Genomic DNA, 15,894 nt, shown 5'->3' with positions numbered 1-15,894 from the left:
CAAAAAAGCCTGCCGGAAATTACTCCTGAGCAGGCTTCTTCTTTGAAATAATTGAATTAGTAAGCTCCCTTCATTTCTATTTTCTTATCAATTTTATTTCTATTTCAGTCTAATATTACATCCGTTTTATTTCTTCAGTCGATCTGATAATTCTCTTTTATAGGTAATACCAATCGGTAATTTTTCGTTTTTAATGACCACAAAATCTTTATCGGTGGCTTCAATTTTATCAAGAGCCACGATGTAGGACTTGTGAATGCGCATGAAATTCTTCTCGGGCAAACATTTCTCCAATTCACTGGTCGTGATAGAGGCCAGATACGTTCTTTTTATGGTATGTAACTTTACATAATTCCCAAAACTCTGTGCAAACAAAAGCTGATCCAATTCTATCTCAATAAAGTAACCGTCAACCTTCACTGTAACGGAATTAATTACTGCTTCTTCAGTTTTCGCTTTACCATTTTCCGTGGCAAAAAAACGATCGATGGCTTTGAGGAATCTTGGAAAATAAATAGGCTTGAGAAGATAATCTATAACACCGTAATCGTAACTTTCAAGGGCATATTCAGAATAAGCGGTGGTTAATATTGTACTGGGATGCGTTGGAATAATCTTCAGTAATTCCATCCCTGAGATCTCCGGCATATTGATATCCAAAAACATCAAATCAACAGGATGGTCTCTTAAATAATCCATTGCCTCAATACCGTTAAAACCCTGAAAAACCAATTCTAATTGCGGATTTTGCTTGATGTAATTTGCCAGTACATAATGCGCTGCCGGTTCATCATCGACAATTATACATTTTTTAGGTTCTCTCATTCGACAAACTTTTTCAATTGCACTTTCAAATCTACAATGTAAGTATTCTTATCGTCCTGAATGTCTAATTTATAAGCTTTGCCATAAATCAGATTCAATCGTTCTATGGTATTTTTCAAACCAATCTTAGTGGAAATAACATCCGTTTTTTTCTTTGGAATGGAGTTTACCACATGCAAATGAAGCAAGCCGTTCTCGACCGTAATAATGATTCTCACAAAACATTTTTCTATCGCACAGGTTCCGTGTTTAAACGCATTTTCGATAAATGCAATCAATAGCATTGGCGATACTTTATAGGCATTTTCATTGTCGATTTTACAGTCGTACGTAATCTCACAGCGATACCCTACCCTTTCTTTTTCCAACTGAACATAACTGTTTATAAACTCGAGTTCGTCTTCCAGAGAAACACATTGTTTGTTATTGCTTTCGAGCTGATACCGCATCAGCTGTGATACTTTCATGATTAAATCAGATGTCCGGTCCGGAAACTCGAGACTAATTCCGTAAAGCGTATTAAAGGTATTAAATAAAAAGTGCGGATTCAATTGTCCTTTTAATGAATTCAATTGCATCTGATTGAACAAAAGAGTCTCATCCGTCTGTCTCTTGTGAATTCTGTAAAACTTAAAAACAATTATCGGGCTCAATATACAAACCAAAGTCCCTAAAACACTGGCCAGTTGATACACATAACTACGCTGATGAGAGTTTTGGTACAAACGGCAGTTACTAAACATTTCCAGACTGGTAACCTCATATAAAACAACCGAAAAGAGCAATACTCCCGCCAGTGTCAGAAAAATATAAGTTACAGGGCGTTGTTTTTTAAAAAGTATGGGAAGTAAAAAGAAACGGTTGAATTGGGCGTGCAAGTATAAAATTAAATAGAAAAAAATGCCCATCAATATGGATGTAAACGAGCTAAACAACATCCAATCGTTTTTTAAGGTATAAATAGTAAATGAAAAGGCAACAACGGCAATTTCCTGCCACCATTTGTGATCCAATATGTTTTCCAGTTCTTTATTCATTCTTAAAACTTAAATAGTTTACAAATTAACCACATTTTTTTAGTTTTTATTTCCAATAAATGACCAATTGAATTGGTCATTTATAATCGCATTACATCATTTTAGATAGCTTTTATCCAGCCAAGTGAAATAATTTTGAGAGATCAAATTCACACCACTAATTTATATGTACTTCAAAAAAATTACTTTATTAGTTTTCTTGATTTTTGCCTGTGGTAGTTCTGCTCAAACCCTGTCTTTAAAAGAAGCCATAAAAACAGGTTTGGAAAACTACGGTTCCATCAAGGCAAAAAACAATTACACCAATGCGTCACGCGAAAGTCTTAAGCAGTCTAAACGTGATTACCTGCCCAACCTAAACTTATCGGCACAACAGGATTACGGAACTGTAAACGGTCAAAACGGACCTCTTTATGGTTTTGGGGGTCTTGGAGTAGCTTCGTCCGGGCTTCCATTACCGGAACAAAACTGGAATTCGGCATTTGGCGCACTTTATCTGGTCAACATGAACTGGGATTTTTTCACTTTTGGAAAAACACAGGAAAAAATCAATTTATCTAAAATTGATGTTCAGGCTAAAGAAAAGGATCTGAAACAGGAAAAATTCCAACAGGAAATCAAAATTTCTGCCGCTTATCTGAATTTACTCGCAAGTCAGAGATTGTTGATTTCACAGCAAAAAAATCTGGATCGCGCTCAGGTTTTCAAAAAAACAGCCGTAGCAAGAGTGAAGAACGGATTACTAGCCGGAGTCGATTCTACTTTAGCCACTGCCGAAGTATCAAAAGCTAAAATCGCACTGAATCTGGCCAAAAACTTTGTCAAAGAACAAAACAACAAATTGGTCGATCTCATGGGCGTTGCTCCTCAGGATTTTGTAACCGATTCACTTTTTGTCACTCAAATTCCAAAAGAACTGCTTAAGGAAAATACTGCCACAGACAGTCTTCATCCTTTATTGCAATTGTATAAAACAAAAATCGATTACAGCAATCAGCAAGTCAAATTGTACAAAAGATTCTATTATCCAACCATGACTGCTTTTGGTGTTTTGCAAACCAGAGCTTCAGGATTTGACAGTAGTTATGCCACAAATCAGCATGCCTTTACCCGAAATTACTGGGATAGTGTCAATCCGGATCGTACTAATTATTTAGTTGGAATTGGAATTACATGGAATTTAACGACTCCTTTTCGTTCCAACAAGCAAGTCACTGCTCAGAAATTTATTTCTCAGGGACTACAGGAAGAATACAACCAAGCCGATCGTGAGCTGAAATCGCAGTTGAATTTTGCTGAAGATAAAATCAAAATCACTTTAGAGAATTATGCCGAAGCACCGATTCAGGTAGATGCTGCCAAAAGAGCCTATCTTCAGAAATCGACTTTATACAAAAACGGCTTAACTGATCTGACTGATTTAACACAGACGATGTACGTTTTAAATCGTGCCGAAATCGATCGTGATATTGTCAATAATAATGTATGGCAGTCGTACTTACTGAAAGTCGCTGCAACAGGAAATTTTGACCTATTTATAAATGAATTTTAATTATAAAGCCCAATGAATTTAATACGTTTTGCACTCCGCAAGCCCATCTCCATTCTTGTATTGGTTGCGGGTCTCTTTTTCTTCGGAATTGGTGCCATCAGAGACATTAAGGTTGATATTTTACCGAAAATGAATTTGCCGGTTATCTATATTGCGCATCCGTTTGGAGGTTACACACCCGACCAGATGGAGGCTTATTTTGCCAAAAACTACGTAAACGTTTTACCTTTTTCGAATGGTATCAAATCGGTAGAAACCAAAAATATTCAGGGGTTAATGATTATGAAATTAACCTATTATGAAGGAACCAATATGGCACAGGCAGCTGCCGAATTGAGTGCACTGTCCAACAGAATCCAGGCGGTTTTTCCTCCGGGAACACAACCTCCTTTTATCATACGTTTTGATGCTTCATCATTGCCAATCGGACAGTTGGTTTTGAGTTCAAAAATCAGATCCAACAACGAATTACAGGATTTAGCCAACGTTTATGTTCGTGCTTCTTTTACTTCGATTCCCGGTTTATTGTCTCCGGCTCCTTTTGGCGGAAGCCCAAGAACTATTGAGGTTAACGTAGATCCGGATTTATTGCGTTCGCACAATATGACACCCGATCAAATTGTCGAGGCCATTCGTTTAAACAATCAGACAGCTCCCTCCGGAAATGTGAGAATGGGCGACAAAAATTATATTACGCCTACCAATAATACTATTAAAGAAGTTAAAGATTTTGAGCAGATTCCGTTATTCAAAGGCGGTGTTCAAAACTTAAAATTAGGCGATGTAGCGAGCGTAAAAGACGGTGCCGATATTACAGCGGGTTACGCTTTGGTAAACGGAAAACGTTCGGTATATATCAGTATTGCTAAAGCGGGAGATGCTTCGACCTGGGATGTGGTTCAGAAATTAAAAAAAGAACTTCCTAAAATTCAGAGTACACTTCCCGAAGATGTTAATTTATCCTACGAATTTGACCAGTCGGTTTATGTAATCAACTCCGTTAAAAGTTTGATTACCGAAGGAATTATCGGTGCAGTTTTAACGGGATTAATGGTAATGCTCTTCCTGGGCGACCGTCGTGCTGCTCTAATCGTAATTATGACCATTCCAATTTCGATTATCTCCGGAGTTTTATTCTTGAAATTATTCGGACAAACAATCAACTTAATGTCTTTGAGCGGATTAGCGCTTGCTATTGGAATTCTGGTAGACGAAAGTACGGTAACCATCGAAAACATTCACCAGCATCTCGACATGGGAAAACCCAAGGCACTCGCCATTTGGGATGCCTGTCAGGAAATTGCTTTGCCTAAATTATTGATCTTACTGTGTATACTAGCTGTATTTGCGCCGGCATTTACCATGGTGGGTATTCCCGGAGCCTTGTTTCTTCCTTTGGCTTTAGCAATTGGTTTCTCTATGGTCATTTCGTTTTTATTGTCTCAAACCTTTGTGCCGGTAATGGCGAACTGGATGATGAAAGGACACGAAAAACATCCACATGGTCCTGAAATTACCGACGACGAAGCCGAATTTAATGACTGCGGTTTAACTCCCGAGTCTGAACAAAATCTGATCACTCAGAAAAAAAATTATGTAGAAAGAGAAGACACTAATAATAACGGAAAAATAAGTCCTTTTGAGCGTTTCAGAATTCGTTTCATGCGAACTTTAGACCGATTGTTTGTGCACAAAAAAATAACGACCGTTGTTTATTTAGTTTCAGCGACTGTTTTGGCTATTGTTTTAATTGGTTTTATCGGAAAAGATGTTTTTCCAAAAACAAACTCAAGTCAGTTTCAATTAAGAATGCGTGCTGTTGACGGAACGCGATTGGAAAGAACCGAAGAACAAGCCCGAATTGTGCTGAAAGAATTGGAAAAAATGGTGGGCAAAGAGCATATCGGAATTTCTTCTGTTTATGTGGGGCAACACCCTTCCCTGTTCTCGATCAATCCCATTTATCTTTTTATGGCGGGTTCTCATGAAGCTGTGTTTCAGGTAAGTTTAAAAGAGTATCATGTCGATATGGATGAGTTTAAAGATGAGTTACGAGCAAGACTGAAAAAAGTTTTACCGGACACTAAACTTTCTTTTGAACCTATCGAATTGACCGATAAAGTATTGAGTCAGGGGTCTCCTACTCCAATTGAAATTCGAATTGCCGGAAAAGACAAAAAACGAAATGAATTATATGCCACTCAGATTGTAAACAAATTAAACGCGATCTCTTATTTCAGAGACGTACAAATTGGTCAGCCAATACACTATCCGGCTATGAACATTAATATTGACAGAACACGTGCAGCCGAATTGGGTGTTGATATGAATGATATTTCACGTTCTCTTATCGCATCGACTTCATCGTCACGTTATACCGAAAAAAACAACTGGGTCGACGAAAAAGCAGGATTATCCTATTCTGTACAGGTTCAGGTTCCGTTGAATAAAATGAAAAGCAAAACTGATATTGGAGAAATTCCGGTATTGAAAAACTCGCTTCGTCCGGTTTTAAGTGACGTTGCCAAAATTACACCCGGCTTTGTAAGTGGTGAAAATGACAATTTAGGGGCCATGCCATACATTACCGTTACGGCCAACATCAACCAGACCGATTTGGGGACGGCCACAAAAGATGTTGCATCGACCATTAGTTCATTAGGCGAATTGCCTCGTGGTTTATTTATTACTCCAATTGGACTAAGCACGGTATTGAGCGAGACATTAAGCAGTTTACAGACCGGATTATTGGTTGCCGTTTTTGTAATCTTCTTAATGTTGGCCGCTAATTTTCAGTCGTTCAAAGTTTCGCTGGTGATCTTAACCACAGTTCCGGCGGTTGTTTTAGGCGCTTTATTAATGCTGACCTTTACAGGTTCAACGCTTAATTTACAATCTTATATGGGAATCATCATGTCTGTCGGAGTTTCTATTGCCAATGCTGTTTTATTGGTGACCAATGCCGAACAGCTTCGAAAAATAAACGGTAATGCCTTAGAATCTGCGAGGGAAGCCGCTGCATTACGTCTTCGACCGATTATCATGACTTCTGTTGCGATGATTGCGGGAATGTTACCTATGGCGATTGGTCACGGCGAAGGAGGCGATCAGGTTTCTCCGTTAGGAAGAGCGGTTATCGGCGGATTGTTATTTTCTACTTTTGCCGTATTGTTGATCCTTCCGCAGATATTTGCATGGGCACAGGAAAAAACATCGACACAATCAGTTTCTTTAGATCCTGAAGATGAAGAAAGTATCCATTATATCTCATCCTTAAGTAAGTCCAAAGTTGGAAAGTCATAAAGCCGAAAGTCATAAAGTCGAAAGTTACAATCGTCGCGAAAACACTTCGATAAACTTTTATACTTTCTGAATACTTATAAAAACATATATAAAACCAAAAAATGAAAAATAACATTATAAAATCTACAGCGATACTATTTACAGCTTTAGTTGTACTAAGCTGTGAAAAGAAAAAAGAAGAAGCGCCTAAAGCGGAAATCGAACCTAAAGTTGAAACTTTCCTTTTGGCCAAAGAAAAACTGACTACAGAATTGCGCTTACCGGCAGAATTAACCGGTTTTCAACAAGTAGATTTGTATGCCAAAGTAAGCAGTTTTGTAAAATTGCTGAAAGTAGATATTGGTTCGAAAGTAAAAAAAGGACAGCTTTTGATTGTACTTGAAGCACCGGAGATCAGTTCACAATTGGCTGCTGCCGAATCGAGATTAAAATCGATGGAAGCCATATACGCCACCAGCAAAAGCACGTACAACCGTTTGTACGAAACGAGCAAAGTTGAAGGAACCATTTCTAAAAACGACTTAGAAATGGCCAGCGGAAAGAAAAACTCAGACTACGCACAATATCAGGCAGCCATCGCGGCACACAAAGAAATCTCGATTATGAGAGGGTACTTAGAAATCCGTGCTCCGTTTGACGGAGTGGTAGCCGCCAGAAATGTCAATTTAGGAACCTTCGTTGGTCCTGCAGGAAAAGGTTCCGATTTGCCTTTGTTGACCATTCAGCAACAGGACAAATTGCGTTTGGCCGTTTCGGTACCGGAATTGTACACCGGATATTTACACAATGGCGACGAAATGAGTTTTAATGTAAAATCGCTTCCGAATACTTTTACCGCTAAAATTACCAGAATGTCCGGTGCTTTAGATTTAAAACTGCGTTCTGAAAGAGTCGAAATGGACGTTCACAACACCCAAACCAATCTATTACCCGGAATGGTAGCCGAAGTATTATTACCGCTTAACGCCAAAGACAGTACCTTCGTCATTCCGAAATCGGCATTGGTAAATTCAGCCGAAGGTTTGTTTGTCATCAAAGTCCTGAACCACAAAGCCACCCGCGTTGACGTTAAAAAAGGAAGAGAAATCGACGACAAAGTGGAAGTTTTCGGAGATTTAAACCTAAAAGATAAACTGGTAAAAATCGCCAGTGAAGAAACTAAGGATGGGGATGTTATTAATGAATAGACCGAGTTTCGCGTTCTATAGCAGTTTATTAAAAACTGTACGCATGCTGTAGGAATGTAAAATTAAAAATTTGCTTTAGAACAGCTCTCATGAATTTGGGAGCTGTTTTTTTTATAAATCAGGTAAAAATACGTGGTTGTTTAGATTCGTAAATTGATATTTTTGAGAAACAATAATGAGAAAAAAAATAATAGATACAGCTAAATTTCAACTAAATCTCATTTTCCTTTCTAATTTTAAATTAAATCTGAATTATAATTAATGACATTAGTAATTGCTTGGATAAGAAAGGTTGGAACAACCGAAGAACTTTGTATTGCTTCAGATAGCAGGGTCACTTCTGGAAAAGCATGGGATTGCTGTCCAAAAATTAAAACATTAGAAAGAAAAGATTCCGTATTAGCTTTTGCTGGTGATACAGCTTATGCGTATCCGATGATGGAACAAGTTTCAAATGCAATTAATTTCCATCCAAAATTAAATACACGTGCAATAGACATAACTGATTTAAAAGGTCATATTGCTAGAATAATTTCAAATATGAGAGAGTATTTACATGATAGTATTCAACCAAATAAAAAGTTTGTTCCGGAATTACCCGAAACCAGATATCTCTTTGCTGGCTATTCATGGAAATACAGTTGTTTTAAGATGTGGAGACTTGAATATAAAGCTAATACAAATGAATACGTAGCTATAGTATGTCCAACATTAATGCGAAATCAACTCGTAGTACTTTCTGATACTGCAAAAAACAAGGAATTTAATGGTCAAAAATTAAGTGATAATTTGATCCGTCATTATATTTTTTTAAAGATGCAACAAAAAGGAAAAATTGCAGGAGATTTTTTTGACATGGAACCACTCGAAGTTCTAATAGACATGATAAGAAATGATGATGATTGGGCAATTGGTGGAACTCCACAATTAATAAAAGTTTATAAACATCTAAATTCAATGCCATACGGAATTTATTGGCCAAACAAGCAATCCCATCAAATAACAATAATGGGAAGACCTATTTTAAAATATGAAACATTTAGAAATCCTATTTTAGATCCAGATACTTTTGAAAAAAGTTATATGAAAATAAACAATGAATTGGAATTTAATATTGAATATGATGATGGAAAATTTGAGAAATATAGAGAAATTAAGGATCTTTAAAACCGTACTAAAATGAGTAAATAAATTGATTCTTTTTCAGCAATTCTCCTCTCACATTAGCACTTTGAAACATATAATAGAATTACAAATATAAAACCTCGGTCATAAAAAAATCGAGGCCTTTACATTTATAAACTTTAACCCCTGCTTGCTTATGGCTAACACGAGCACCTCAGTTGAACGCAAAACCGGCAACTAATCTAACTAAAAATTAAATTATCTTATAAAATAACTAAAAAAAGGTTTTCCGTAATAATTAGATAATGATTGGTTTTAAGTTTACTAATTATTAACCTTAATTATTTAAATTATGGCATTACCATTAGGAACAACTGGCAAAACCGGTGAAACATGTCCCGAATCAGGAGTGTGGGAGGCACAATCATCTCCATCAACAACTATACCTTTAGCTAAAGGTAATCAATTTCCTCCTTACAACAACAAAGCTGTAACATGGAAGTTAATCCGATATGCTTAACAGCTTATTGTTTGTTTTTAAGACTTCCAGAAATGGAAGTCTTATTAATTGAAAAATGAAAATTGAATAATAATATTATGAAAAAATTGAATATAATACTTATAGCTTTTGCTACTATCATTTTGGTAGCAGTTTTAACTAACCCAAGTAGTGAAGAACATAAACAAGCTGTAAAATCAGTAATAAATCAAGTTGTTCAGAATTCTATCTCAGGAAATGGGTCCAATATGGAAAAATTAGGAATTTTACTTGGAAGTTCGTTGGCAGAAAAGTTAATTGAGAATTCTGTAACTCGAGACAATTATATACTATTTTCAATTACTACAATTACATGGCAAGGCAAAAGCAAAAGCATTGGATATGGTCTATTCGGAAATGTTTTTCTCTCTGAAAAAGTAAATAAAGCGTTTGATAACAATGAAATAAACAACTATGGAAATACCACAGAAACAGTTGATACGATAGCTGTCAGTGTAGACTCAATGGCTACAGAATGAACCGATAGCGCGGATTTGTAATTCGTTTGCGCAAACTAATGGATACAATATATCTCTAGGAACAAACCTCGATCCTAAAAAAATCGAGGTTTTTCCATTTTATAAACCTTACTCCTCACACAAATAAGGATTCAATATCTCAGCCAGTTCATTGAGCCAGTAAAAGCTGTTTTCCAGACTGGTTCTTTCTTTTTCAAGAATTTCATGTTCTCTGATCACTCCTAAAGCAAGTATGTGATTGGCTTGTCTTATGGCCTTTGCCATTTCGGTAGGATCGATGGTGTGATTAAAAAAATCATTAAGCCTTGTTTCGGCTTCTTTAGAAAGGGTGTTTGTTTTCATAATCCAAAAATTCTATAATTCGACATTTTAAGTATTTAATAATTAAGACTGTTAAATACTTACTTGATTAAGTACAAAACAGCTTATTTAATGTCGTAGATTTTAGGAAGCGTAAATGTAGAGAAAACTTTTCATAAAGAAAGATTTTTCTTTCAATAAATTACATTCATTTATCAAATATAAGAAATCTATATTTCAGCGAGCATTTATCGCATTTTTGTCATTTGCCACGTCCTGAAAAAAAATTGCATCAATTTCTTATGAAGTCCCAACGGGACGAAATATTTATAAAAAAAATCACCCCATTTCAAAAGAGCCCCAGCGGGGCGAAATTTTATTTAGCACATGTCGCTCCACTGGAATCTATAAATATTTCATTCCTACGGAATTTTTTCGCAATGTTGTCATTTCGGAAACCTGAAACTTGAAACATTAAAACAACCACCTAAAACACTACCATTCTGCCACTTAAAAAACCATTTCTTTAAAATTTCTCAAAAATAATTCACTCGAAAATTGCGAAACCGAATAGTTGCGCGTATATTTGCAACCAATTGGTTTCTTAATTAAAATCAGAATAGTATGAGACGCGACATTTTCCAAGCCATAGCCGACCCAACAAGAAGGTCAATTCTAACGCTGATCGCTGTACAGGCAATGACACCAAATGCCATCGCAGAGAACTTCAACGCCTCCCGACAATCGGTTTCAAAACACCTTCGCATACTGGTAGAATGCGATTTACTTAAACAGGAACAGCAAGGCCGGGAAATTTACTATTCGCTTGAAATTGAAAAAATGAAAGAGATTGATCAATGGTTAGTCCAATTCAGGGAAATCTGGGAAACCAAATTCAATCAGCTTGACGAACTATTATTAACGCTTAAAAAACAGAACAAATGAAAAACGATTTGCAATTTGATTTTACCGTAGATAAAGCCACCAAAACGGTAATCATAAACAGAGAATTTAATGCAGAACTTCCGCTGGTTTGGGATGCTTTTACTAAACCGGAACTTCTGGATCAATGGGTAGCTCCAAAACCGTGGTCGTCTAAAACCAAACACATGACGTTTGAAGTTGGCGGACGCAGATTCTATGCCATGGTAAGTCCCGAAGGATTCGAACGCTGGGCGGTTCAGGAATACACTTCGATTACGCCAAAGACGAATTTTAAGATGTTCAATACTTTTGCCGACCAAAATGAAAACCGCGAACTGCCGGGCTCCAATTGGGATCATAGCTTTAGTGAGCAAAACGGCATTACCAAAGTGAGTATCACCATTTTCAATGAATCGCTGGAACGTCTGGAAAAAATGATTGAAATGGGCTTCGAACAAGGCTTTAAAATGAGTATCGACAACCTGGAACAATTACTAAAAACTTTATCAGAATAATAATAAAGAAACGCTGATTGCGCGGATTCGTTTCACGAAAACGCGGATCTACGCGGATTTTTATGGTAGCAATATTTTGAAGACATCAATTAACTTCTACCTAATAATATAAAAAAATCTGTGTTGATCCGCGTTTTCGCAAAGCGAATCAGTATCATCCGTGTGCTTTGTGCGTTCCAACTACACAGAACAGAAATTCACACACAGTACCCCAAAATGTAATAACAGAACAAATCTGTATACCCTCTTTGATCAACTTTATGAAATAAATCTTACTTTTGATTCAACACTATCCTCAATATGGTTTCGATAAAAACATTTGATCAGGCGACAGATTTAGAACAGCCCAGACGCGTTTTAAAATATGTACTTGTGTATTGCACTTCGGGTTCAACTGTTATCTCTGTAGATGAAAATGAATTTACCTTAACCCAAAATGCTGTTATTACCATTACTTCCGGTCAGATTCATTATTTTAAAAACATCGGGAATGCGACGGGATTTGTTTTAGAATTTACCTATAATTTTTTCTGTAAAGATGACACGGATATGGAATTGATTTTCCATAACGGACTGTTTTGTCACTTTGCCATGAATGAAATGATTGTGGTAGACAATAGCCCGTTTGTTATTCAGGAATTAGAAACGATAGGCAAAGAATTACTACAAATGCCCTATCAATACCTCACCTCTATTCACAGCCGAATTGAATTGATATTGATCGAAATCAACCGAACTAAAATTAATCGCGGGGATGAAATCTACAAACCCGATGCGCTGTTTCTTCACTTTCTGGAAACGATTTTACAAAACTTCGACAAAAACCTTTCTGTAAACGAAATAGCAGCACTGATCGGTACTACAGAATCGAAACTAAACGAACTTTCGAAACTGCATACCAATAAAACGGCTCAAAATGTTATTTTCGGTTTAATCATCTCTGAAGCCAAACGTCTTTTTACCTATGAGAAACTATCGGTAAAAGAAGTCGCTTATGCTTTAGGGTTTAATGATCCTTTTTATTTTTCTAATTTCTTCAAAAAACACACCAACACTTCCCCAAAAGCCTATAAAGAAAATACTGCACATTCATAATTTCACCCAATTCATCGTTTTTAACGTTTGCTTTATCAATTGATTACATGCTTTTTCGAGGATTCTCTATTCTTTAGCAACACTGCCTTCCGCATCTTTGTATTGTAATAATTAAGCAATCAAAAAGATGAAAAAAAATCAGAAATATGCCGTTTTACTTTTGCGGGTTGCCTTAGCAGCAGGTTTTTTATCCGCCGTTTCAAGTCGGTTAGGATTGTGGGGAACGCAATCTTCGGGTTGGGAAAACTTTCTGGCTTATACGGAACAAGTAAATTCTTTTCTTCCTAAAAACTGGATTCCAACTATTGCTATTGCATCGACTATTTTGGAAACATTATTTGCTCTACTCCTGCTCATTGGCTACCAAACGAAATTTGCGGCTGCTGGCGCTGCCATTTTAACTTTTGGCTTCGCACTTGCCATGACTTATTCTTTTGGAGCAAAAGAGCCTTTAGATTATTCTGTATTTACCTTTTCTATGGCAGCTTTTCTTTTGTCAACTGTAGAAAAATACCACTGGAGTTTAGATGAAATCCTTTCGAAAAATAAAATAAACTAAAAATTACTATAATGGAAAAACAAATCACAAGAAGCAGCGAAAAAGACTGGAAAGTTCTAATTGAAGAAGGTGTAAAAACGGATGGCATTTCCGCCAAATCCTTATACTTTGATCCCGCTACAAACAGACCCACTGTTTTTTTACTAAAATTTGAAGCGGGTGCTTCGTATCCTAATCATGTTCATCCTGCCGGAGAAGAAATTTATGTTCTTGAAGGCGAAGTCCGCTCCGGGAAAGACGAACTAAAAACTGGCGATTATATGTACATGCCACCGGGAAGCAGTCACTCTGTATTTTCTAAAACCGGTTGTGTGTTACTATTTAAGGTGCCTGAGGAAGTTGTAATACTTAAATAAACACATCTCACATCTCACATTTCACATTTCACATTTCACATTTTCACATCTTACCTAAAAAAAACTACTTGCAGGATCAGATTTTAATTCGGTCCTGCAAATTTCTTTTAGCCAATAACAAAAGTCAAAAAAGATAAATAAATCTTAAAATTTACTTTAGCTTTTTGAATATATGTAGTTAACTACGTAAATTTGAACTAAAATTATTTTTTTATGGTATTAGAGCAATCAAAGTCATTGGTATTGGGGAATCTTTTGCAGCGTTTGAATGAGAACCTGAGGAAAGAAGCGCAGTTATTCTACAAAAGTCAGAACATCGATTTTGAACCTAAATGGTTTCCTGTGGTGTATGTGCTTTCGCAGAAAAAAGCCATTAGTGTTGTCGAACTCTCACAGGAAATTGGCTACTCCCATCCTACTACTATTTCGTTACTGAAAGAGTTGGAGAAAAAGGAACTGATTGGTTCAACGAAAGATGCCAAAGACGAAAGGAAACGCCTGATTACCTTGACTGACAAAGCCAACGAGATGATCGATCAATTGCAGCCTTTATGGCAAATCATGACCGAAGCGTTGATTGAACTCACTGATACCGAAAATAATTTGTTTAAAGCCATACAGGAAGTAACCCAGAATTTAAAAACTAAAAATCTTTTTGACCGAATGACCACAATTAAAGAAATGAAGAGCGACACTGCTCAAAAATCAACAGGAAATACTGTAAAAGTTGAAAAGATTGAGGACAGCAAACTAATAGAAATTGCTTTTGCTATTCGTCGTCAAGTATTTGTTGAAGAACAAAATGTATCGCAGGAACGCGAATCTATGGACGACGAAGAGGCTGTTCATTATCTCGCCACCGTTAATGGCTTGCCGGCCGGAGCGGCTCGCTACCGCCAAATGGAAAAGGGTTTTAAAATTGAAAGAATTGCCGTCTTGAATACTTATCGCGGGAAACGAATTGGAGAGGCGATTCTGCAAAAAATCTTAGCTGATTTAAAAGATGAAGAGAAGATCTATTTGTACGCACAAGTCAATGCAAGTCGTTTTTACATCAAAAACGGATTTAAACAAACCGATAATTTTTTCCTGGATGCAGGAATCGAGCATGTCGAAATGGATTATGTGAAAAAGTGAGATGTGAGATGTGAAATGACAACGAGTCCTTATTAATAGTTTTACAACTCTGTCTTTCTTTTCTAAAAATCTCTACAGCTGCCGCTCGTGAATAAAAAAATGGCAAATTTTAAATCATACTCACGAGCGAAATGCAGGTTTAAAAAGTAATCTTTCTTTTTCTTTTCCAAAAACGAAATAATATGGGGCTTATAATTCTACAGCCAAAAGCTCTTTTCCTAAATTATGGAGTGCCGTTTCTATTTTGATTCGTTGCGCTAATCTTGGATTTCGATGACCGGACGCATAATGCTGAATCTGTTTTTGATTTATACCTGTAATTCTTTCTAGAGCTGAATTTGTAAAAATTCCTTTGTAATAATTCAGTAAACTGGCAGTGTCAAATTTATAAACTAATTCATACTCCTTTTCAAGAAAAGATGGTCGGTTATTGATGTCCAAATCTTTTAAAGTCGATATACAGTCTAATACATCCTGCTTACACTCCTGAACTGTATTACCACCGCCAACAATTGCTTTTTCATTTTCTGCATATCCCCAAAAACCATCTTCGTTTCTTTCGATAATAATTCTAATTGTTTTCATAGTTTTTCAAAATTTTAAAGAAAGTTAGAGTCCCATTTCTTTTCTTAATTTCTGTTCCAGTCCTTTTCCAATTTCTTTTGACCCGTGATTTGGAATAACCACCTGCTTACCATCTTTCTCATAAATCTCATGACTTCCTTTACCCTGTCTCAAGAACTTCCATCCATTCCTAATGGCTTCTCTAATAAATTCTCTCGATTTCATCTGATACGATTTTACAAAGATAGCATAATTACTATCTTAATAATTATTTTATTTCAAAACGAAGATAAAAAAATCATTAACAAAAACAAGAAAAAACTTACTTTATAAAGTTATTAGAAACTCCATTAATCTTATAACAATAATAGCCTTCTGTCTAGCCCTGATTGCAGCGA

17 protein-coding genes are annotated in these 15,894 nt (G+C 36.3%); 12 read left to right on the top strand and 5 right to left on the bottom strand.

The window, feature by feature from the left end; all coding sequences use genetic code 11:
• Positions 1-126: 126 nt before the first annotated feature.
• Both C245_RS0105600 and C245_RS0105595 read right to left on the bottom strand, forming a co-directional pair.
• Positions 127-825: a LytTR family DNA-binding domain-containing protein gene (locus tag C245_RS0105600; protein WP_017495599.1), complete on the bottom strand. Its 699-nt coding sequence runs from the start codon at positions 823-825 to the stop codon at positions 127-129.
• Complete coding sequence (locus C245_RS0105595; RefSeq protein ID WP_017495598.1) at positions 822-1,862, bottom strand: sensor histidine kinase; 1,041 nt, start codon at positions 1,860-1,862, stop codon at positions 822-824. The genes C245_RS0105600 and C245_RS0105595 overlap by 4 nt, the downstream gene beginning before the upstream one ends.
• Positions 1,863-2,028: 166 nt before the next feature.
• On the opposite strand from C245_RS0105595, the gene C245_RS0105590 reads away from it, so the two are divergent.
• The 6 genes from C245_RS0105590 to C245_RS0105565 all read left to right on the top strand — a co-directional run bounded on the left by C245_RS0105590 (position 2,029) and on the right by C245_RS0105565 (position 10,046).
• Positions 2,029-3,414: a TolC family protein gene (locus C245_RS0105590; protein ID WP_017495597.1), complete on the top strand. Its 1,386-nt coding sequence runs from the start codon at positions 2,029-2,031 to the stop codon at positions 3,412-3,414.
• Positions 3,415-3,426: 12 nt separating this feature from the next.
• Positions 3,427-6,717 carry an efflux RND transporter permease subunit gene (locus tag C245_RS0105585; RefSeq protein ID WP_017495596.1) on the top strand — a complete coding sequence of 1,097 codons (3,291 nt, stop codon included), beginning with the start codon at positions 3,427-3,429 and terminating at the stop codon, positions 6,715-6,717.
• Between the two features lie 101 nt (positions 6,718-6,818).
• Positions 6,819-7,904: an efflux RND transporter periplasmic adaptor subunit gene (locus tag C245_RS0105580; protein WP_017495595.1), complete on the top strand. Its 1,086-nt coding sequence runs from the start codon at positions 6,819-6,821 to the stop codon at positions 7,902-7,904.
• A gap of 261 nt (positions 7,905-8,165) precedes the next feature.
• Positions 8,166-9,071 carry a hypothetical protein gene (locus C245_RS23600; protein ID WP_017495594.1) on the top strand — a complete coding sequence of 302 codons (906 nt, stop codon included), beginning with the start codon at positions 8,166-8,168 and terminating at the stop codon, positions 9,069-9,071.
• Between the two features lie 310 nt (positions 9,072-9,381).
• Entirely contained in the window at positions 9,382-9,549 is a 168-nt protein-coding gene (locus tag C245_RS24210) for a hypothetical protein (RefSeq protein ID WP_017495593.1), read from the top strand.
• A 77-nt stretch (positions 9,550-9,626) separates the two neighbouring features.
• Positions 9,627-10,046, top strand: a complete 420-nt coding sequence (locus C245_RS0105565) for a DUF4359 domain-containing protein (RefSeq protein ID WP_017495592.1) — start codon at positions 9,627-9,629, stop codon at positions 10,044-10,046.
• Between the two features lie 108 nt (positions 10,047-10,154).
• Here the strand turns inward: C245_RS0105565 and C245_RS0105560 are convergent, their stop codons facing one another.
• Positions 10,155-10,388: a hypothetical protein gene (locus C245_RS0105560; protein WP_017495591.1), complete on the bottom strand. Its 234-nt coding sequence runs from the start codon at positions 10,386-10,388 to the stop codon at positions 10,155-10,157.
• A 582-nt stretch (positions 10,389-10,970) separates the two neighbouring features.
• On the opposite strand from C245_RS0105560, the gene C245_RS0105555 reads away from it, so the two are divergent.
• The 6 genes from C245_RS0105555 (at position 10,971) to C245_RS23925 (ending at position 14,932) form a co-directional block, all read left to right on the top strand.
• Positions 10,971-11,291 (top strand): helix-turn-helix transcriptional regulator, encoded by a 321-nt coding sequence (locus C245_RS0105555; RefSeq protein WP_017495590.1) that lies wholly within the window; start codon positions 10,971-10,973, stop codon positions 11,289-11,291.
• Complete coding sequence (locus C245_RS0105550) at positions 11,288-11,785, top strand: SRPBCC domain-containing protein (protein ID WP_017495589.1); 498 nt, start codon at positions 11,288-11,290, stop codon at positions 11,783-11,785. The genes C245_RS0105555 and C245_RS0105550 overlap by 4 nt, the downstream gene beginning before the upstream one ends.
• Positions 11,786-12,085: 300 nt before the next feature.
• Positions 12,086-12,880 (top strand): AraC family transcriptional regulator, encoded by a 795-nt coding sequence (locus C245_RS0105545; RefSeq protein WP_017495588.1) that lies wholly within the window; start codon positions 12,086-12,088, stop codon positions 12,878-12,880.
• Between the two features lie 127 nt (positions 12,881-13,007).
• Positions 13,008-13,439, top strand: a complete 432-nt coding sequence (locus tag C245_RS0105540) for a MauE/DoxX family redox-associated membrane protein (protein WP_017495587.1) — start codon at positions 13,008-13,010, stop codon at positions 13,437-13,439.
• An 11-nt stretch (positions 13,440-13,450) separates the two neighbouring features.
• Positions 13,451-13,795, top strand: a complete 345-nt coding sequence (locus tag C245_RS0105535; RefSeq protein ID WP_017495586.1) for a cupin domain-containing protein — start codon at positions 13,451-13,453, stop codon at positions 13,793-13,795.
• A 213-nt stretch (positions 13,796-14,008) separates the two neighbouring features.
• The gene (locus C245_RS23925; protein WP_017495585.1) at positions 14,009-14,932 is read left to right on the top strand and encodes a bifunctional helix-turn-helix transcriptional regulator/GNAT family N-acetyltransferase; all 924 of its coding nucleotides are present in this window, start codon (positions 14,009-14,011) and stop codon (positions 14,930-14,932) included.
• Positions 14,933-15,121: 189 nt separating this feature from the next.
• Here the strand turns inward: C245_RS23925 and C245_RS0105525 are convergent, their stop codons facing one another.
• Together C245_RS0105525 and C245_RS0105520 are read right to left on the bottom strand one after the other, a co-directional pair.
• Positions 15,122-15,517 (bottom strand): hypothetical protein, encoded by a 396-nt coding sequence (locus C245_RS0105525; RefSeq protein WP_017495584.1) that lies wholly within the window; start codon positions 15,515-15,517, stop codon positions 15,122-15,124.
• A gap of 24 nt (positions 15,518-15,541) precedes the next feature.
• Complete coding sequence (locus C245_RS0105520; protein WP_017495583.1) at positions 15,542-15,721, bottom strand: type II toxin-antitoxin system HicA family toxin; 180 nt, start codon at positions 15,719-15,721, stop codon at positions 15,542-15,544.
• Positions 15,722-15,894 lie beyond the last annotated feature (173 nt).

This window comes from Flavobacterium sp. WG21 (assembly GCF_000335775.1).
GTDB lineage: Bacteria > Bacteroidota > Bacteroidia > Flavobacteriales > Flavobacteriaceae > Flavobacterium > Flavobacterium tructae.
This window is presented reverse-complemented; position numbering and strand designations above follow the sequence as displayed.